This is a genomic window from Paraglaciecola aquimarina, from assembly GCF_032464635.1.
GTDB lineage: Bacteria > Pseudomonadota > Gammaproteobacteria > Enterobacterales > Alteromonadaceae > Paraglaciecola > Paraglaciecola aquimarina.
Map to the genome: position 1 here is coordinate 1,212,116 of NZ_JAWDIO010000002.1, position 21,607 is coordinate 1,233,722.

Genomic DNA, 21,607 nt, shown 5'->3' on the forward strand with positions numbered 1-21,607 from the left:
AGTAATTAACCCCAGATCGGCTTAAGCAACAGTCATCGAGTTCCTTTCAACGTCAGTTAAATTAAGGGATGGCTTGTTTTCTTTTAGGCAATAAGCCACCAATCCAGCCATTAAATTGAGGGTAAAGCCATTTACACTGCGATGTCTTGAGTGTTCGATGAATGAAATGTTCTTTAATTGGTCATTTATCGTTTCAATAATGAAGCGTTTTGATAGCATCACTCTGTCCCACATAGATATCGCTTTTGCCTTCATATTTTTGCGAACAGTCGTGATTAATTTCACGCCTTGCTCAGACAAGTTGGCCTCTAACTTTTTACTCAAATATCCTTTATCACCATAAAGCTTATCTGTTAATCCTTTGGCAAGCTCTTCAACAGGTTGAGTATCATGAACATTACCAGCGGTGACCTTTGCCGCCACAATTTCACCTTTATAGTTCACGACCAAATGTAATTTGAAACCATAAAACCAGCCCATCGTTCCTTTCCCTCTTTGTGCGATACCATCAAAGGTTTTATGACGAGGAATACGGATATTATGACAAACCTTTAAGCTAGTAGAGTCAATAAATTCGATGCCTGTAGGCTTCCCTTCAAAGAAGTGAAATAAGCGCACATCGGGACAATGACTCGTGGCATGACCTCTAAAAATCGTGTGTAGCTGAGTAAATCAGGGAACGCTTTTTTGTAAAACACAGACACATAACCGGTGTAATAATTTTTGAAGTCACGGTGATGACTCATGTGAAAACGAATGACCACCGTCATGATTTCACTGATAGACATACGTTCCTCTCGACGCCTTTTTCTGCTACCGTCTTCTAACAACTGTGTTTGCCATTGTGGAATAAACAATTTGCAAAAATCATCGACATCACAGTACAACTCAACTAAATTCTTCATGCCTGTTCCTTGTTTAAATCGAATCGTTTTTAGTCGAAAGATCCGATCTTGGAACAGGCATTTAGTTCAATTTTTTAAACCGAGTTCGGGTTAATTAACTGTTGTTTACACATTCAGTTTGGCGCCATTTTGACGCCGTTGCTACTTTGGAGCGTCCATCTCATCACCCATAATTCCAATTAAGACACCCATAACAATTCAAACTCCTCAAAAACAAAACTCAATAACTTGCAGTTTGAATGGTTACATTTGCACTGAAATTTACGATGGGTGTCTAGTTAAAGTATTGTAAAGTCTGCTTATTTCGAAACCTTCAGGAGTTAAATTATTCAAAATATATTTACAAGGACGTAATCAAATGAAACTTCAGAAAAGACGTTGTCTTACCAATAACATAACCCCCATTATTTTCACTCTAGCGTTAATGGCATTTGATACTACTGCTCAAAGCCGAATAGAGACGAGTGAAAACTACTGCTCAAAGCCGAATAGAGACGAGTGAAAGCTCCATTGAAGAATTAGCAGTCGAACAAGGTACAACCCGCAAATTGATTGAATCCAAGCCAGAGGTAGCACCGCCCAATACTGATGCAATTCATATTGGCGACGACGATGATACTGGTGGCGGTGGCGGTAACCCGTCAAGCTATTCCACCGAATTAGGCGCTGAAGAACTAAACAAACGACTAACTACTGATTCTATTACAGCCGACACAACCGATTTATTTGGCGAAACCATTGATTTAAATTCAGGCTCTTTGAGTTTTAGTTATTTAGATGCGAGCTTACCTTGCAATAATGCTATTGATATGGCCGTCAGGCGTAGTTTTAAGGGCTCAAGATTCACATGGGCCTCCGATTTATCTATGGGGGACTGGCAGTTAGACATTCCACATATTCATACCGTACAAGCTTTGAGTTCTGGAGGATGGTCGGGTTTATGGGGAGATGGGAAAGAATGTTCAGGTAATGGTAATTATGGACTAATAAGTCTGCAAGGTGTGACCTATGAACCAGAACAATATTGGACCGGCGATACGTTACATGTTCCTGGAAAAACGAATGATAAACTTTTACGCAATAGTGGAGACGGTTTGATTGCGCCAGCAGGGCAATACCCTAAGGTAACAAAATCAAACTGGAAAATAAGTTGTATAGATCGAATTGAAAATGGTCGACGCATAGGAGAGAGTTTTGTAGCGCACTCACCTGATGGGTTAACCTACACTTTTAGTAAGTTAAAACGAATCGAAGCTCGCCCGGTGGGACCATTGATTCGATTTAACACTTACATGATGGTCACTGAAATCAGGGATAGATTCAATAATACAGTGAATTATCATTATAGTGGTGACAATTTGAGTTACATTTTGTCTAGTGACGGGCGACGAATTGATTTTACTTATCAAAACAGCGCTCATCCAAAGTATGTCACATCAGCAATCATAAACGGCCGACAATGGCATTATCACTATTCTGGCTCTTCATTGACCAGTATTACCCGTCCAGATGGAAAATCTTGGCAGTTTTCTATGGGCATGTTAGGAACTGTTCAACCCCGTAACTTACATGGTTCGTGTACACCTGGATCAGCAGGGAGAAGCTTTAACGTATCGATAACACACCCTAACGGACTAGTTGGTACATTCAATATTAGAGATACATTACATGGGCGTTCTAATGTACCTCGTCAAATCGCCACTATTAAGGGTAAAAAAGATATGACGCGCTGCGATAGCTCGCTGTCTATAAGAAGCAAAGAGCTTAGTGGCCCTGATGATAAGTAATTACGTGTGGCAATATAGCTACTCAAGTAACCATGGGGCGTGGGATTCTGGCAATCAAGCTTCTACTGACCTTTCTTATTCTGCGATCGATAAAAACAACATCTATCGCAGTATTCCTTCAACAGCAAACACTAAGCACAATAAAACGACAACTGTGATTGCACCTGATAACAGTAAAACAGTGTATTTCTACAATAGAGACTACACCAGTTTCAAAGAAGGAAGCCTTGTAGCCATCGATAAGTATGATACCGATAGCAGACTAATGGTCAGAACAGAAATGACTTTAACTAAAGGTCAGCGTATTGGGCTAACTGGTATGAAAAATGACAATCATCAACCCTTACATTACCGTATCAATGAAACTCAAAGTAAGCGTTATGTATACGACAGTGGTGTGCAAACTTACACCACCATATACAGCGGCTTTGATATTTATGGTTATTCAGCCATTGCAGCTGAATCTAACAACTTTAACGGTAAAACTCGTTACACTAAACAAACCTATTTAAACGATACAATAAACTGGTTAATAGGTTTGCCTCAAAAAACATATGTTAGCGCCACGTCTACTTTTTCATCTAGTCCAACCACCGAGACGATTTACCACAGTGCGACAGGTAGTTATAAGTCTTTGCCCTATGAGCAACGTTCATTTGGGCGTTGGTATAAGCGCAATACCAGTTATCACACAAGTGGCAGTTCAAAAGGTTTACCTAATAAAGTCACCTACAACGGGACAAACCGCTGGAAGTACTATTCAAACTACAAAAGAGGTATTGCGCAAACTATTCGCACTCCGCAAAGTCTCAGTACGGCTAGTCAATATACGTATAAAGTGGTAGATAATAATGGCTGGGTAATCGAACAAAGGGATTTTTTAAATAAATGTGTCAATTATGGGTACGACAGTCTAGGCCGTTTGACCTTGGTTGACCCGTGCGATAATTATTGGTTGAGCACAACTATTAGTTACGCCACCACATCAAGCAGTGAGGGCCTCACAGGTGTGTCATCAGGAATGACCAAGCAAACTGTCACCAAAGGCAATTATCAAAAAATAACCTATTACGACGGTTTGCTACGCCCAGTGATGAGCAAAGAATGGGATAAAAGTCTATCATCAACAGCGCGATTTAGCCGATATACTTACGATGCATTTAGCCGACCTAAGTATCAAAGTCTAGTCAGTGCAAGTAGCGCAAGACCATACGGTGTTAACACAACCTATGACGGCTTAGGTCGGCCTAAAACAGCAGACAATAACACCACCTCAGGCATGATTAATTACCGTTATTTGTCAAATAATCGCGTACAAATTAGCGACAATAAAAACAATATTACTACAACCACCTACTTGGCTTATGGTGCGCCAGCACAAAGCATGGCCACTTATATTGCTTCACCCGAGAGTGTTACTACAGCCATCAATTACAACATTTACGGCAACATTACGTCGGTAACACAAGGGGGGCAAACAGAGTATCGGGCTTACGATAGTTATCAACAACTATGTAAAGTCAATCGCAACGATGTTGGACGTACTGCGTATCAGTATGATGCCTTAGGTCAACTGTCTTGGCAGGCTACGGGTAATTCGGTCAGTACGTCAAACACAGCTTGTGATACTAGTGTCAGCGCCACCGACAAAGCCACATTCGCTTATGATAATTTAGGTAATGTAAAAGCCATTAGTTTCGGCGATAGCAGTCCTGACCAAACCTATGTGTATGATAAGAACAGTCGCCTAGCCATGCTGACCGCTGGCAATGTGGTCACTGCTTATGAATACAATTCTGAAAACATGATAGAAAAAGAGACCCTTTCTCTAGACGGTGAAAGTTTTGTATTAGATTACATATACAACAGCACAGGTAATCTAACCAATACAATCTACCCCAGTGGTACAAACATTGGTTATGCACCCAATGCACTTGGCCAAGCTAAACAAGTAGGTAGTTACGCCACTAATGCCTTGTATCATGCCAACGGCATGGTTAAATCTCACAGTTACGGCAATGGTTTTGCTCATACGTCTACGCAAAAAACATCAGGCCTACCGAATACCTTCTACGATAAGCGCAGCAGTACGTATGCCCTTAATCATGGCTTTACTTATGATGCGAATAACAATGTCACTTTTTTAGATGACAAAGTGAATAATGCTTATGATTTGAGACTGACCTTTGATGGTCTCGATAGACTCAACAACATTACGGATAGCTACTTAGGCACTGGAGATGTGAATTACGACACCCTAGGCAATATTACCTATTACAAGCTGGGTAACCAAACCATCCATTATTACTACAACAGCAACAAGCAGTTGGACTACATCACAGGTAGTAAAAGCTATAGCTTTACTTACGATGACAAAGGCAATGTCACCGATAACGGTACACGTACCTTTGCTTACAACACTGCCAACCAAATGGTGCAAAGTGATGGCTACCTATACACTTACGATGGTAATAATAAGCGGGTTAAAGAGCACGGCTCTAACGGACTCAGTTACTCCTTTTATGCCAGTAATGGCAAACTCATGTATCGTAAAGCCAATAATCAACATATTGATTATTACTATCTGGGTGGTAAGTTAGTCGCCAATAAAAAAGCCAGTACCGTCACCTATTTACACAGTGATTACCTAGGCAGCACAGCTGCTGAATCCAATTCAGCAGGAACGGTCACCGACCGTATGCACTATCAGCCTTTTGGTGAAAGTATAGAAACACCTAAAGATGATGTTGGTTACACGGGGCATAAATTTGATACCGATTTAGGGTTAAGCTATATGCAGGCACGTTACTATGATCCAGTGATTGGGCGTTTTTATTCGAATGATCCTGTTGGTGTAAGGGATGTCCATTCGTTTAATCGGTATGCATATGCGAACAATAATCCTTATAGATATATTGATCCATTTGGCATGAGTGTTGATGACCCATTTTCACCGCCAGAAAAGAAAGATTGTGGGTGTTCTCTCCCTAAAATTCCAAATATGTTTAAGGATTCAGAAGAATCAGATGATAGTGGTAGCGAAGATGGTGGTGACCCAGAAATAAAGAGGCAAAAACAAAACGAACATATTGAAGGTACACCTAATCATAAAAATAGATCTAAGCAAGCTGAGTCCCCTGAAGATTTACCTTCAACATGGGATAATCCAGAAGAGGCTGACTCATTAACAATTGAGGCGTGGAATCGAGGCGAGATTGTGAAAGGTAACCCAAATGTCAAAATCCTTGATTTTGGAAGAAGAGTAGGTACTAAAGGGGATAAAAGCTTCGGACAAAAAGCAGTTAAAGTAGTGCGGGATGGGAAAGGAAAAATACATGGAACTCCTACAGGCACCCTGAGACAATAATAAGGAAGTTTCATGGGGACTCTTAACTTTAGGTATACAACTTATTATGAATGAAGAAATCAGATTCGAGAGATATCAAAGTGCAATGGAAGCGATTAAAGATGCATTGTTTATGTACAAGACACTATTAGATTATCAATATTTTTTTGATGACTTGAGTTTCGAAGACGGGAATTTTTCACCTGATATTTTCATAGACTGTAGTGCTGAAGAATATAGCTTGGAAGAAAGTGATGCTCAATTTTTGCGAGAAGCAAGTGCTACTAAATTAATCTGTAGGTTAAATCAGAATTTAAGCGAAAATGGTTCTCTAATTAAATCATCAAAGTTTGTGATGTTAGCAAAATCTATACTGGTAGAAAATCGTTGCCATTATGTACCTGAATTAGGACAAATAATTAGGAATATAATTGATTCTCAAGAGTACGGAGAGGCTATACCTGAAGGTTCATTTAAAACGTATGTAATTGAGCGGTTTAGAGATTATCTTGGGTTGGATGAAAAGTAGCAATGCTCTTTGAAATGAACCCGAGCCTAATTAGACAGTCATCTTATTTTGATGCTCGTAACTTTTTCCTGTGAAAGCATCTTCACCACACAAAAATGAGCGGCGAACACAGCGTGAAACACAATGATAATAAGGGGTGTCGACTAAACTGATTTGGCTTTTACGAGACTGAGGCATAACTGACCATCCTTGGCTGTTTGAATACCTTAAAGCTTAGTACAAAACAGCCGTTTTGCTACTTTTTAAAAGTGGGTGTCTGCTTTATTTTTTCAGTGCCTGCTATAAATAAGTACGGTTTACAGTCCATTGTTAATTTAGAAGCTTAACTTTGAATTTTATTTAATCTAGCAGCTGATTTATCAATTCAATACTTAAAAACATTTTGGCAATATCATCACTTCCGCCACTATCTAAGCGCGTGAATCCTAAACTCAAATAGAAGTTTGTAGCTTTAGGATCGGCATCTAGATATAAGCCATATATCCCTATTTCTTTCGACGCCCTATGAACACGATACAAAGCATCGGACATCATTTTCTTTCCAATACCTTTCCCTTGAAGTGACAAGTCAACGCCTAGCATGACCAAACGGACACAAGGAATATCTCTGGGTAAGCTACCTTTAGATAATTTTTCTAATTCATCAGCTTGAAGTTTAAATGACGTTAAGGTGTAAAAAGCAGAAAACCGATCATTCTCGTGTGTATCAAGCAATACATAGGCTTGTGAGAAATTCTGGTTTACCTGCTTTTTTAAAGAGGAATGAACAAACTTACTAATAACCCTATTGCCACAATCGAATTTTTTCTGTTGAAAATATGACGATGTTGGTTCAAATTTTTCTATTACAAATTGATCATCGCTCACTAAATGTCCCTGCTGATAGTAATTCCTTCAGACCATCAGTAGGTTTAGAGGGTTTAGATAATGCTGCAAATAATGCATGTTGCTCTTGTCTATCAAGTTGCACTTTTTCATTCAACTCAACAACTTCTCTGGCTGCTTTTAAAGCAGGCATCATAATAAACGTAGTCATATCTACACCACGTAACATTGCTGCCTGAGCGAGCAATTCTTTATTTTGAGCAGTTGTTTTTAAATCCAACCGCGCATCTTTTTTCAATGCTAAGGCTACCATATTAAAATCCTAATACGTTTAACATACGTACAGTATAACATAGACTTCATAAACATCAATGACACGTACCGTAGCCGTATAAATAATATAAAAAATTCACTAGTAATCAATAACATTCCCTAAAGAGTCCTCGTCAGTAATAGCTTTATTGGCTTTGATATTTTTCAATATCCCAGAAGCAGTGCCTTTTTGAGCGATGATTTCAATGCGCTCTGTCATAAAATCATCGGATGCTTTTTTACTCTCGAAAAAGCTAGTCCAATCGGATTGGCTTGGCTCACTCAAAACTATCGGGGTCACCCATAAGTCAGCCGTTGTCAACAGTGCGATAAAAGTCGGATTGCTTTTTAGCAAACATTTAAGTTTGTGTTTCCTTACAGCGTGTTCCGGTTTTTATTCGCTAATATGTTTTTCTATTGGTTGTGCTGGATAATTTATCCGCAACAGTCACCCATCTGGCTCTAGTCCTTGGCCTGTAAAGGCCAATTTCCCACGCACCTCGGTGCGCCACAAAACTTCAGTTCCCCATGTTATCCAATGCGGTAAACGCACAGAGGTGGTGGTTAGGCTTTCGCCTTCCAGACCCAACTTGGCTTAACATGCGGGCGAACAAAATAAAGTCCGGTATCACCCTCCATTCAGAATAACACTGGTTTAATATCCAACCCCGATTGCTGGCTGAATGACACCGGGAAACTAACTAAAGACACGTTCGATATCGAAGGCCTGTTTATTCTTTAACATGTGAAATACCGCTCTGGCGATTTTATGGGCGACAGCTCTAATGGCAACAATACCATTGCGCTTTTGTTTTTTACGCTCGTAAAAACGTTTGGCTTTGGCATCAAACCGTACTAGAAAATGGGCAGCCTCGGAAAAGGCCCATGACAGGTATTTATTGCCTGCTTTACGGTTACCTGTGCCTTTCTTCTTGCCGTTACTTTCACGCACACTGTTGACACAACGACAATAAGACGCGTAATTACCAGCGGCTTCAAATCGGTTGATGTCACCTGTTTCTAACATGATAGTTAAACCTAAAATCGGACCAATACCGGTTACGCTGGTCAGCAGTTTGAATTCATCTTTAAGCTCCACCGCTTCCAGTGTTTGTTGTTCTATGATGGCAATCTGTTTATCTAATGCCTTAAGGATGGTGAGATTGGTATGAGCTGAATGATATAAAAAACTGCCTGATTCGAAAGGCAGTGTGAAGGTCTTTTTACGAATGTCGACACAGTTGACCCGATACCCTAACGAGCGCCAGATTTGATTTTGAATGCTTATCATATGGCTGGATGCATGTTTCACCAATTGTCGCCTACGTCGCAATAAGTCCCGTACTTGTCGGTATTCAGGCGGGTAAATATGACCGGTAGGCAATATCCCTAATCGCATCAAATGCGCAAGGTGAAAGGCATCCTGATGGTCGCCACTGTATTTTAAACCGTCGTATTGTTTAACCGCTGCAGTGTTCACCAGCTCCACTTGATAACCATGCTCCATCAGGCCATCCACTAACCAATACCAGTTAAAGGTAGATTCAATGGCCACCGCTTTTATCTGCTCTTTGTAAGGTGCGAGCAGTTCAAGTGTGATGTTTAAATTGTTGTCGATACGCTTATCCACAACCTTGTTATCCTCTTCGTCGATGACAACCACGACGTGATTGTTTGAATGTAAGTCAATGCCCGAGTAAAATGACATAACAGCCTCCCGTTTGTGATGGTTTGAGCACCTTTCAGCATAGCTGAACATGGACTCGGAGGCTGACTTGAGGATTTTCAGAACTATCGGGGTCAGAGCAAAGTTAAATTATTCGAATGAAACCTGCGGGGGCACGTTCGCTTCAACATATCATTTGTGACGAATTTTAACGTCAGTTTCCCTTGGTAATCATACTACAACACCAAAGCACCCTAATATGTATCTTAGATCGTTTACATATTAAGGTGGGTTGGTATAGCAAAAATGAATCGTACTTTTGCTATTTGTTCGCTGCTATTCGTTAGTGCCTTTACCTTTAGTCGATGCTTTATCTTCAGGGGTAAGAATTGCTATTAACGTATCTTGTTCATTTAGAAAGTGTTGGGCGGCATTTTGTAGTTTCTGCTCAGTCATGTTATTGACCAACGCCATTTTCTGTTCAATGGTCTGAAACTCTTCCGTTTCTGACAGGCTAGCCAATAAATATCCTCGCCAGAAAGCATTTTGTTTGATCTGTGTTTCAGTACTCTTAGCCTGTTGTTGTTTCATGTTTGTTAGGTACTTAGTGTCTTGTTGCGTAGTCTTAAATTCGCCAATGACCCGTTGAGTCTCTTTAATTAATTCGTCAACTCGGTTGGGATCGCAAGTGAAAGAAATACTGATGCTATGTGAGTTATCGTAACGGGAAAATCCGCCATTGACTCTCACTCCGTATACGCCAGACTTCTCTTCCCGAATACGCTCTCGTAGAACAGTACTTAATATCGAACGTAAACTATTGAACTCAGCGCTTTGACTAAAGCTCCATTCACTGTTGCCATAATAATTAAGCACCACTGTTGCTTTGGGTTCTACGCCTTTTTTGACCTTGACTTTTAGCTGTCCTTTGGTTCTTAAGTCGGCTAGTTTCTGCCACGTTTCGGCTGTGGTGTTATTTGGCAAGCTAGCCACATAGGTGCTTAATAGCTGCTCCATTTGTTGTAAGTCAATATTACCCACAAAGGCATAATTGAAGTTGCCTGCATTAGCAAATCGTTGCTGATAGAACTCAATTGAAGGTGTGAGCCGTTGCCTGCTAATAATGGTGTCGTCCATTTTTACTGAACGTGGGTTATTGCTGTATTGAGCAACTCTTATGGCTTCTGAAAATACACCGTTAGGCGTATCTAATCGGTTTTTATAGTAAGGTAAATACCTAGCTATTAGGGTATCGAAAGCTTCTTGATCAACTCTAGGCGGAGTAAATTTCAAATGCAATAACTGCATGAAGTCGGCTAAATCTGCAACTGAACTACTGCCTGTTAATGATTGCTGGTATTGGCCGATACTGGCACCCATACCAAATTGCTTGCCCTTCATGAACTTACCTAGTTGCACGGCGTTCATTTGACCGATGCCCATAGCGTTGACTATTTGAGTGGATAACAGAGTCGTTAGGTATTCATCAGTAGCTTGTAGCGAATTTCCGCCTTCACTACTAGCCGAAAATAAAATTTCGTCTTCCTTAAAATCAGTTTTTTTCAAAATAACACGGGCACCATTACTTAGTGTCCATAGGTGTGCATCTAAACTTTCATCATATTTTTTACTCACTACTGAGCCAGGTTTAGGGGCTAAAGGCATTAATGAATTAGCAACTTCTTCGTCCTGGTATGGCTGCAGAATGCGTTGCGTACTTTGCTGCCAAAGGGTCAGAAGTTGTTGTGTTGTGGGCAAGCTTGCAGCGGTTTTTTCGGGCGCAGAAATTGACACTAAGCGGTTTTCTTGGTGCCACCACTGGCTTGCCAATTGGTTAACGTCTTGCAAAGTAATGCGAGGTATAAAATGCTGGTAAGCAGTATTATATTGCTCACTGTCTAATAACGCGGTGTTTTTGGTGAAGTAACTGACGTATTGCGACGCCAAACGACTAGACGGCGTTTTATCAATTTCTATCGCGCCTTTCTCGGCTGCGCGTAAAATACTGGCTTTTTGACGCGCTAATTCGGTAGCGGTGAATCCATGTTGCAAGATCCTATTATATTCGCTCAACAAAAATTTGATTGCCGCTTTGGATTGATTCGGTTTAACCAGTGCCCTTAAATTGAATGCAGAATTATTGGCGAACAAAGCAGAAAAATCACTCCCTCCTGCGACGATCGGTGACTCGGGTTTGAGTACCGCCTCTCGAATTCTGTTATTTAACATGCCGGTAAATAATGAGTGAGCAATTTTTTGTTTGAGGTCTGCATATGCCTTGATCTCAAGTAAATCTTGCTTAAAGGTTAATGAAGCTGTTGTGCGTGTTAATTCTGGATCCGTTTCAATACTGATTAGTGGCTCTGCGTTTTCTGGTAGAGCGTAATCTTGCTTGGTATTTTGCGTTTTGGTGGGTTCAATTTTGGCAAAATATTTGTTAATTAACTGCAGGGCATTCGCAGGTTCAAGATCGCCCACCACTACTACAGACATTAAATCAGGGCGGTACCAATCTTTATAAAAGCGTATTAGATCTTGATGTTTACCTTGCTCAAGAATGTGTTGTTTGCCGATAGGGAGCCGTTCTGCATATCGCGAGCCTTTGAACAATACTGGGAGCTGTTTATTGAATATTCGCTCGTTAGCGCCCTTACGACTGCGTAGCTCTTCTATCACTACGCCACGTTCTTTGTCTATCTCTTCTGGCTCAAAACTAATCTTATGAGCCCAGTTCTCAAGAATATGAAAACCTGTTTCTATCGTATCTTGGTTGTCGGTAGGAATTTGCAATTTATATACGGTTTCGTCAAAGCTCGTGTGAGCATTTAAGTGTGCTCCAAACTTCATGCCTATGGACTCAACATACTCGACAATTTGTTGTTTTTTAAAGTCTTCGGTGCCATTAAAGGCCATGTGTTCTGTAAAATGAGCAAAGCCTAACTGGCTTTCATCTTCAGCCAGTGAGCCAATATTTACCACTAAACGAATTTCAGCTCGTTTAGCCGGTTTGGTATTTTTTTGAATGATATAGCCAATACCGTTGTCTAGTTGACCTTTTACTATGCGTGATGTGATCGGCAGCTTGCCACTAAATGCGTTAGCGGATCCTGAGGTGTTAGCTGTTTGAGGTTTGCTTGTAAGATCATTAGATTGGCACGCACCAAAGGTGATAGAAAATAGGAGTAAAGCAAGAACGGGAGTTAAACGTTGAAGTAACGTTTTTGGCGATGTTTTTTGTATCATTTTAGGTAAATAGTCCTTATTTTAGGCATAACCTATGCTTCAGTCATGCATACCTTCCATGGTAACAAGTTATCGCTTAACAAAAACCTAAAATGTTATTCAGAGTAAATATTTGCACTGAGGTTTTTATGTGGCGCATCGTTCAGTGCGATTCTATTGATTTCATCGTCACCTAAAGCCCTTGATAAAATCACCAGTTCCGCCATGCTGCCGTTTAGATTTCTAATCGGCGAGCCTAAATTCATATTGTCCCAATTGGCAATGGACGCCTTGCCAATATGCCAATACTCAGATTTTTTGGTCAGTGGTGCAGTTTTAAACAGACTGCCGTTGACAAATATTTTCACTTGTTCGCTGTCTTGGTCAACTGTCGTGGCTAAGTGATACCAAGTACCAGATTCGGCAGTCGAGAAAAACGGCTCAACTTTATAATCCTTTGCTCCTAGCTCAGTAGAAGAAAGACCCAATATAATGGTCCCTATCTGATTATGATGAAAATTACCAATTTGCCAGTGGATATCACCGGGTTTATAGCCATCTGTAAGTAATAACGAATTGTATGCGCGGTCTAAGCTGTCTATTTTCACCCAACTGGCTAGCGTAAAGCTTTTAAACTTGTCAGTTATATCAATACGTACCCTGTCACCCGGGCGCTTAAATTCCAAAGCGCCTTTACCATTCCACGGGCCTTTACCCCATTTAGCGCCTACTATTGCGCCATGGGTACCATGATTGTTCGCGGCTCTATTTTTAAGTAGACGTGGCTTGTTGTCAGCTTTTTCAAAATCGTAATACGCGACTAGGGCGGGATCCTGCAATAACTCTTCTTTTACCGCTAACCAATCTTGTTGTTTTTGACTCGTTGCCAAATAAGTTAAATCGGCTATTTCAGAAAACTCATTGAATTGACTGGCGGTGGCTTGGTCGTCTTGCCATTGTTTAGCGTCTTCGGAAAAGAACGAGACGGCATCGCCTTTTTCGATGAGTTTTTTCACTCCAGCCTTACTGATCGCTTCAACTAGTCCTTCAAATACATGAACTTGAGAATCTCCATTGGCGTCGACTTGTACGCCTATCGCCGTACCTAAATCAACCACTTCAGAATTTGGTGTGTCTATGGTGAAACCTATGGCAACTGTTGGCACATCTGTCATCACCTTGCCTTTAAATAATTTGACGCGTTTGGCGCTGACTATTTCGAGCTCGGCTGGGCCGGCGATTTTTAACTGTGCACCATGATAAAATTCAAGTTCTAAAAAGCCATCATCAATCTGCAGTTTTCCAGGGGCAACAGACTTACCAATTACAAAGTGGTCGGGGTTATCTAAGCCCACTGCATTAGCAACTATGGCGACCCCTTTGTCTTGTATTTCTGCTCGACTGGCGAGCGACAACTCAGTGCCAGTTTGATGATGTGAAGGCTGGGTGAAAGACAGTACCGAAATAATCATGCATGCAGCAATACTCAAACCCGAAATAATCCACGCCACAGTGCCACTACTTTTGCCGGTACTAATTTTGGGATCTTTAGGCAGTGCTTCCATTACCCTTTTTTCAAACTCAGTATTGGCGTGAGAGTTGGCTGACTCGGCTAATACTTTTTCAACAAAATTCTCTGCCTGATTGGTGCTGCAAAGGGCCTGGCTAATTAAATTGTCCATTTCCAATTGATTACGCAGAATGTGCTTGAATTCGTCATTTTGTTTAGCTAATTCAAGTAGTTCACTGATTTGCTCAGGGCTGGCTTTCTCTTCGATTAACAAGCCTAGAAGATCGGAAAAACGTTTATGGGTTTCAATATTGCTGATCATAATCCAACCTATAGTCCATGCATGTTTTCAGTTTTTTGCGAATACGCATCAAGGCCAAACGAATGGCTGTATCGGACATACTGAAATGTTCTGACAATGATGGAGTTTTCCACTCTTCTGAGTATTTTTTATTAAGTAACGTTTTACTTTTTCAGGTAGTTGCTGAATACATTCCTGTAGCGCGACTACTTCATCACCTTTTTGGTCTGACGGCTCGTAGTCTAGCGCGTATTCATCTAACAAAAAGTGACTAAGTTTCTCGTCCATGATCCTGTTTTGTCGGGCGTTTTTGCGTAATTCGTTACGCAGAATATTGCGGGCGATGCCATAAAGCCAGTTGCCAAAATCTTTCTCTTGGTCAAACTCGTCTAGTTTTTTATAGGCGGTCAAAAATGTCTCTTGAGCAATGTCGTCTACTGCATGTACAGCCACTCCCATTCCCCGTATAAAAGAACGTAAACGCCCTTGATACTGACGAATGAAAGCAGCAAAAAGTGTACTTTGCTTACTCATAAACAAATGACTTGGTGATGAATAAACCGATACCGCTCATTTATTGGTTACCGTCTTGTTTTCGAGCAAAAATACTAAAGATAAGTACTACAGTAAAACAAACTAAAGGCATGATGTAGCTGGTGTTTACACTATCGGTTACATCAATTAACCAGCCTTGGAAAGGTACTAAAATTGCGCCACCTAAAATAGCCATGATGATAAATGAACCACCTAATTTTCTATCTTCGCCGACGCCGGTTAAACCCAAGCCATAAATGGTTGGAAACATTAACGACATACAAGAGAAACAAGCCAACAATGCATAAACACCGACTTCACCACCAACAAATATGGCTGTAGCAATCAATGCCATAGCGAGTATCGCCATAATAGAAAGTAATTTGCTCGGACAAATCAAACTCATTAAGCCGGTACAAATAAAGCGAAAGGCTGCGTATACACACAATCCATAGAAGACGTATTCGCCGGCTTCGGCTTCGGTAGATATTCCAGCGTGATTATCCATGATGTATTTGATGGCATATGTCCATACGCCAATTTGGCAACCGACATAGAAAAATTGTGCGACTATGGCAAATTTCCACTTTTTGTTTTGTTTTAAGCGATTAAAAGACTGTTTTAATTCGCCAAATTTGTCGCTTGACTTGCCAGCCGGGAAGCGAGTGATAAAGATTATTGCGGCCAATAAAAAGGCGACAACCGCGACAATTAAATAAGCAGTGACCACATTTGATAGTTCTTGGGATTGAATCATTAATAGTTGGTCGGTAGACATCCCAGCACGTTCGGTTTCGGTGGCTGAATTCAACCCTTTTAAAATGACCTCCTTACCTAAAAATACGCCCATTAACACGCCAATTGGATTAAATGCTTGTGCTAGGTTAATACGTTGGGTGCCGGTAGCTTCAGGACCCATAGACATGATATACGGTGCCGCAACCGTTTCTAAAATGGCACAACCTGAAGCAAATACATAAAACGCCAGTAAGAAAAACTCGAAACTCATGGCTTGGCTAGCGGGATAACATAAGATAGCACCGGCAGCGTAGACGGTTAAGCCAATTAGAACGCCATTTTTGTAACTATACTTTTGAATTAAAAATGCGGCTGGCAATGCCATCACAAAATAAGCGCCATAAAATGCTGATTGGATAAACGATGACTGAAGTTGACTCATGCTCAAAACTTTTTGAAAAGCAGGTACCAGCAAATCTGTCATGTTATTGGCCGCACCCCAAAGGGCAAAACAAGCGGTAATTAAAATGAAGGGTAAAAGTAAGCCTTTCTGAATAATTGGGGTTGAGCTGCCCGTATCTTCAGTTGCTACTTCATTAGACATGACCTGTGACTCTATAGACATTTTATTTCCTTAGTTATTATTATGTTTTTCGTTTGTAATGATATTACGCAGTAATACCACTAAAGATATTTTCCATGCCAGTCATCTTATCGGTACTGTCTGAAAATGTATCGGTTAATATTCCGGCTGCACGTAATTGATTGACATACAAATTACTGAGAGGAACACTTTCACTGAATTTAGTGTAACTACCATGCTTAAGTCCCATGTTTTTGCCACCGGCAAGAATGATAGGACAGTTTCGGGCATTATGGGTAGTGCTGCATGCACTGCCGTACATTATTTGAGTGTTGTCTAATAGAGAGCCAAATTCATCTTCGGTATTTTTCATGCGCTCCACAAAGTAGGCAAAATGACTGACTAACCATTGATCATATTGTCCCCATTCTTGCCAGTGGCCATCGGCCTTATCATGGCTAATGGCATGATGACCTTTTTTCAAACCTAGCCCTAAAATTGGGTAGGCATCGCCCACACCCATGCCATCTTCACGAGAAACCATAAATGAAATCACTTCGGTTAAATCTAATTGGAAAGCCAATACCATTAAGTCATACATGCTACGAATATAAGCTTGTGGGTCGACTTTGGCATCTACCATCAAGTCCAGATGATCAGTGTTAACGGATTTAAGCGGGATATCTAGCCACGCTTCATTACGTTTTATTTGCTCTTCTAAACTATTCAAAGAAGATAAGTGCTCATCTAATTTGTGTTTGTCATTCACTCCCAGTCGTTTCTGTAAGCGTTTCGAGTCTGCAAGTATCAAATCAACCATTTTGGTCTGACGAATAAGACTCTTGCGGCGCTCGGCACTGGCACTTTTTCCATTCAACGAAAAATAACGTTCGAAAATATTTCGGTGGTTGTGTTCCGAGGGGATAGCTTGGCCGCTCAGGTCAAAGGATAAAGTTGATGCTCTAGATTTAAAACCAATACCACCATCTGCAGACAACACCAAAGATGGATAACGAGTCGCTTGTTTCTTAATTTGCGCAGCAAATTGGTCAACAGACACACTATTGTTATAGTCGGTGCGCACGTCACCACCGGTCAAAAATGTATCACCAGCAATATGCCCCAACAAGCTACGGGACTTAGGATGGCTTAAGCCCCCTAAAATTGAAATGTCGTCTCTGAACTCAGCTAAAGGTTGTAGAGTATTGGTGAGTTGGTAGTCTTTACCTTCACCACTAGGAAACCAGTTCCACTCTTTGTAGGCGGAATCTTCGCCAGGAGCACCTACGCCATTGGGAGTGTAAGCATAAGCCATTCTCTTTGGTGGCGTACTGCGTTGGCCAAGCTTCTTTTTATCATCAGCCATACACTCCATATAGGGTAAACAGGCTGCTACGCCTAGTCCTTTCAGGAATGAGCGGCGTTGAAGTCGAAAAGGTTTAACATTTTTCATCTCTGTTTATCCTTATATTTGGTTAAATGATGGGCTATTGATAATAGCTAATAACAAACTTTGCATACGGTAATCATTGGCTTTGACTTGTTGCAAAATATCTTCTAGTTCTGCGTCATCTCGATAGCTTACTTCTCTACCGAGAGCGTAAGAGAAAAGGTGCTTAATCACAGATAGAGCGACCTTGTCTGATTCTTCCTTAAGTAAATATTGTTTAATTTCGCGCATTCCATCGATAGCTGTGCCATCTGGTAAAATAGAGGTGGCATCAATGGGTAGACCTTTGTAATCAGCTCGGTAACGACCTACTGCGTCAAAGTGCTCGAATACCACGCCATATGGATCGATTTTGGCGTGACAGTCACGACAAGAATCTTTGTCTCGATGCAACTCCAGTTGTTGTTTGAGCGTGAGTTTTTCAAAGCCCGGAGTTTCTGGATCTAATTCAGGCACGTTTGGCGGTGGCGGCGGTGGTTCATCACCTAGGATTTTGGCTTTTACCCACACGGCACGTTTTACTGGGTGGCTATGCACGCCGTCGGCGTGCCCGGTTAAAAACGCTCCTTGTGATAGCAAACCGCCACGAGGTTGATCTGCAGGGAGTTTAACTGCTCGAAATTCAGGGCCCACTACATTAGGTACTCCGTAAAATTCCGCTAAATTTTGATTTAACATAGCGAAGTCTGAATCAATTACATTCAACACATTTTTATCATTTTGAATCAAGTGTTGAAGAAACTGTTCTGTTTCGAGTTTCATGTCACTTTTTACAAAACGTGTGTAGTCAGGATAGGTCGCAACATCCACCGTTTGGCCTTGTTGTCTATCTAGGCGTAACCATTGGCTTGCAAATATTTCAATAAAGTGCTGCAGCTTTTCATCATTGGCAATCATGCGCGACAATTGCTGTTGGACTTGATTCGTCAATTCGCCTTTTTTGGCTAGTTCAATTAATTCTTCATCAGGTGCGGTATTCCATAAAAAATAGGACAGTCGACTGGCTAATGAAAATTGATCAATAGACCCGCTGGTATTTTCGCTAGCGTGAGCTTCGTCTACCGAGAATAGGCTAGCTATATTATCGAGCAGCGAGTTAGTGCCATTTTCTTGAGCTAATTGTTGTTCTGCTTGTGGTTCGACTAAATATAAAAATCGCGGCGAGCATAAGACGGCCACTAATGCTTCTTTTACCCCGTCTTCAAAATTTGAAAATTCTGGTTTTAATGCTTGCCATAAATCAATGTATGGGGCAATTTCATCTTCACTAACTGGACGTCTAAAGGCCCGTTCAGCAAATTGGGTGATCACTTCCTTAGCGTATTTTTCGTCTTTCTTGGCAGTATCGAAAAATATCTTTTTATGTGTTGCCGTAGGCCACTGTTCAAAATAGGGCGCTTCGAATTCTATGTATTCAACGTTGATAGCTGAGCCAAGTTGGTCATTCGATTTAATCTTGTCATCGTTCCAAACCCCTACTTTTAAGCTACTACTTGTAATGTTGTCACCCATAGTACCGTGTGTAGGGATAGGTAGATTCTCAAGGCGACCTTTGAACGTGTACACCTGATCTTGGCCTTTAACTTCTACGCCTTTGGCAAAGTTACGATAATCCATGCCATCATCGGTTCTGGTGCCTAGATACGGTAGTAGTACCCCTTGAGTTTGATTGCTAACCGTGTTTTTGAAAAACTTGACCGGGTGATTTTTAGCTACAATATGATTTTCGTCTAGCTGGGTAACAACTATGTCACTGTAACCAGGAAAATTGTCGGCACCTTTGATTTGAATTCTATGAGGAATCTTATCCACATAGACAGATGCGATACTGGATACGACAGGCTCGCCTACTTTGTCATGAGATGATGGCGTTAAGCTGGTGGTGAAAGTAGGAAGGTTATCTACCTTGATCTCAAGATCAACCTTTTGTTCAGCTGGAATACCAAGGTGCACCAAGTCAATTTGGTAAAAACCATAACTACTACTTATTAATGATAGCTTTGATTTCACCATCACATTGTTGGCTTTTTCGTTCTTAACTAAAAATCTAGGATGGGTAGCACTTGGTGTAAGCCCTTTCTGCTCGAGCACACTAGATGTATCTAGTCGCACTTGTTGTTTTTTGTTTATGTTAGGCTCGCCATTTTTGTTAAGAGTAACCAGTGGTGTTTGCTGATGCAAGGTTGCTGCAGATGGTTGAACTTTATCAAAACCTTTCGCAGCAGACGCTTTTACTCTGACCACAAAGTCCCCTGTGCTCGGGAACTGATCTTTTATTTGCATGGCAAGGTTAGGCGATGGGCCATTCCATGTGCCGTACTTACCTGCTTCAATCACTTCTTGATGCGGCTGGGCTGAATATAAGTCTATGCCTTGGTCTTGCGTTAAAAAGCGATTTTCTGCTGAGCCTCGCATACTGGCGCTAAAATATTTCTTAATGCCGTCAGTGTCTTCGGTAGGCTTGCCTTGCTCATCTAGAATTTCAACGTAAAAATTATTAACCGGCACAACAACGTCCATATAACCTTGTGATGCTGTATTGTTTTGATTAGCTCCAATGTTCTGGCCAAAACTCATGCGGTAATGGTGAACTTTAGGTTTCTCTGCTCCGACAATGACTTTATCTAAGGCATCGCGAGCTATTTTTTCAAAGGTTTCTAAATGCAAGGTTGAGCTTTGTAACAATTCACCACTATTGCTAAAGCCAATATCTGACAATGGATCGTCTGGTAATTCGCGGCCAAAGTTAACCTCGATACCTAATAGGTCTTGGAGAGTATTGGTATATTGTTCTTTGGTTAAACGGCGTAGTACTTGTTTGCTTTCGCCTTTTTTGGCTGCTTTGGCTAACTGAATACCTTGGGTCATCCAGTCTACGATAATGCGGCGTTCATCAGCACTAGGTTGTTTTTTCTTCTTTGGTGGCATCTCTGCCGTGTTGATCATGTCTAGGGCTGCATGCCAATGCTCTGCGTCGGAGCCTTTTATAAAATCGGGGTTAAGAATGTCCAAGCGAACATTTGCTTTTTGAGTGTCGGGGCCATGGCAGTCAAAACAATAGCTTTCTAATAGAGGACGCACAGTTTCGATGTAATGGGTATCGTCTACTTGTGCCATATCTAGCTTTTGTTCTGCAGGGCTTAACCAAGTGCGAAAGGGTTCAGGTGAGTAACGGGTAAGGTAAGTATTACCATGTACTAAATTCCCACCTTCATGGGCGGCAAAAAATATGGTGACCGTCAATAGCGCACTGGCAGTAGCGTAATGCGCTTTGCCAAGAAAGCTAGTTGAACCAAAGGTAATTAGTCCTGTGCAATATAAAGCTAATAGCGCAACACAGATACCAGCAATCATATGTTGCTGTACTTCATTAAAGGCAAAACCTTCATTGGACGCGAGCAGTAAACCCATACTTACTGTCGCAACAGCACTTAAAGCACCCAGCCACCAGATAGGTCGAATAGCAGGCCTGAGTTGTTCAAAACGTTTCAGTTTAGTGGCAAAAGACAATATAGGTGCAAGCAATAGTAGTGTGACCGGGAAGTGCAGTAACAGCACATGAAAACGGCCGAAAAAGCGCAATATGCCATCACCTGCTTCAGAATCGATTGGCGCGAAGTAAGCACCTGTTAGTAACGCTAACCCGATTATCAATAGGAATATGAACGGTTTTATATTTCTAGTATTTGACACTTAAGCTCCACATTTATCATCGATAACTCAGCAAAGTATGTGGCTTCACTGACTTACGTTTTACAACCTTACCTATAATTGTCATGTGTTAATGGTTTGTTTCATTTAAGTATAAAATTATTTCAAATAAAGTGAAAACATTCGCTTTTAGGTGATGTGTACAGGTAGATTATAGGCTGCTAATAACAGATAAAATGGGCTTTTGA

General features: G+C 41.1%; 13 protein-coding genes and 2 pseudogenes. 3 read left to right on the plus strand and 12 right to left on the minus strand.

All coding sequences use genetic code 11. The annotated features are described in order from the left end of the window. Positions 1-21: 21 nt before the first annotated feature. Positions 22-905: pseudogene (locus RS130_RS06605) on the minus strand (IS982 family transposase). A gap of 464 nt (positions 906-1,369) precedes the next feature. Here RS130_RS06605 and RS130_RS06610 point away from each other — a divergent pair. From RS130_RS06610 to RS130_RS06620, 3 genes are read left to right on the plus strand one after another with little or no spacing between them, the layout of a single operon-like run. After that, positions 1,370-2,692, plus strand: coding sequence for a hypothetical protein (locus RS130_RS06610; RefSeq protein ID WP_316025300.1), 1,323 nt, complete (start codon positions 1,370-1,372; stop codon positions 2,690-2,692). After that, positions 2,682-6,059: an RHS repeat domain-containing protein gene (locus RS130_RS06615; protein WP_316025301.1), complete on the plus strand. Its 3,378-nt coding sequence runs from the start codon at positions 2,682-2,684 to the stop codon at positions 6,057-6,059. Before RS130_RS06610 ends, RS130_RS06615 begins: the two co-directional genes overlap by 11 nt. A gap of 46 nt (positions 6,060-6,105) precedes the next feature. Next, positions 6,106-6,567 (plus strand): hypothetical protein, encoded by a 462-nt coding sequence (locus RS130_RS06620; RefSeq protein ID WP_316025302.1) that lies wholly within the window; start codon positions 6,106-6,108, stop codon positions 6,565-6,567. Between the two features lie 48 nt (positions 6,568-6,615). Here the strand turns inward: RS130_RS06620 and RS130_RS06625 are convergent. The 11 genes and pseudogenes from RS130_RS06625 to RS130_RS06675 form a co-directional block, all read right to left on the minus strand. Then, positions 6,616-6,744, minus strand: a pseudogene (locus RS130_RS06625) (Type I secretion system protein TolC); the annotation flags it as partial. 162 nt (positions 6,745-6,906) lie between these two features. Next, the gene (locus RS130_RS06630; protein ID WP_316025303.1) at positions 6,907-7,434 is read right to left on the minus strand and encodes a GNAT family N-acetyltransferase; all 528 of its coding nucleotides are present in this window, start codon (positions 7,432-7,434) and stop codon (positions 6,907-6,909) included. Further along, complete coding sequence (locus RS130_RS06635; protein WP_316025304.1) at positions 7,424-7,705, minus strand: type II toxin-antitoxin system TacA family antitoxin; 282 nt, start codon at positions 7,703-7,705, stop codon at positions 7,424-7,426. Before RS130_RS06635 ends, RS130_RS06630 begins: the two co-directional genes overlap by 11 nt. Positions 7,706-7,804: 99 nt before the next feature. Then, complete coding sequence (locus RS130_RS06640; protein WP_316025305.1) at positions 7,805-8,005, minus strand: AbrB/MazE/SpoVT family DNA-binding domain-containing protein; 201 nt, start codon at positions 8,003-8,005, stop codon at positions 7,805-7,807. A gap of 396 nt (positions 8,006-8,401) precedes the next feature. Beyond that, positions 8,402-9,412, minus strand: coding sequence for an IS110 family RNA-guided transposase (locus RS130_RS06645; protein WP_316024692.1), 1,011 nt, complete (start codon positions 9,410-9,412; stop codon positions 8,402-8,404). Between the two features lie 294 nt (positions 9,413-9,706). Next, complete coding sequence (locus RS130_RS06650) at positions 9,707-12,613, minus strand: M16 family metallopeptidase (RefSeq protein ID WP_316025306.1); 2,907 nt, start codon at positions 12,611-12,613, stop codon at positions 9,707-9,709. Between the two features lie 95 nt (positions 12,614-12,708). Further along, entirely contained in the window at positions 12,709-14,424 is a 1,716-nt protein-coding gene (locus RS130_RS06655; protein WP_316025307.1) for a LamG-like jellyroll fold domain-containing protein, read from the minus strand. Between the two features lie 48 nt (positions 14,425-14,472). Next, the gene (locus RS130_RS06660; RefSeq protein WP_316025308.1) at positions 14,473-14,937 is read right to left on the minus strand and encodes a sigma-70 family RNA polymerase sigma factor; all 465 of its coding nucleotides are present in this window, start codon (positions 14,935-14,937) and stop codon (positions 14,473-14,475) included. A gap of 40 nt (positions 14,938-14,977) precedes the next feature. Continuing rightward, positions 14,978-16,300 carry an L-fucose:H+ symporter permease gene (gene fucP, locus RS130_RS06665; protein WP_316025309.1) on the minus strand — a complete coding sequence of 441 codons (1,323 nt, stop codon included), beginning with the start codon at positions 16,298-16,300 and terminating at the stop codon, positions 14,978-14,980. Between the two features lie 43 nt (positions 16,301-16,343). After that, a complete protein-coding gene (locus RS130_RS06670; RefSeq protein WP_316025310.1) occupies positions 16,344-17,711 on the minus strand; it encodes a DUF1552 domain-containing protein in 1,368 nt (455 codons plus the stop codon). A 12-nt stretch (positions 17,712-17,723) separates the two neighbouring features. Further along, on the minus strand, positions 17,724-21,401 hold the full coding sequence (locus tag RS130_RS06675) for a DUF1592 domain-containing protein (RefSeq protein WP_316025311.1): 3,678 nt from the start codon (positions 21,399-21,401) through the stop codon (positions 17,724-17,726). Positions 21,402-21,607 lie beyond the last annotated feature (206 nt).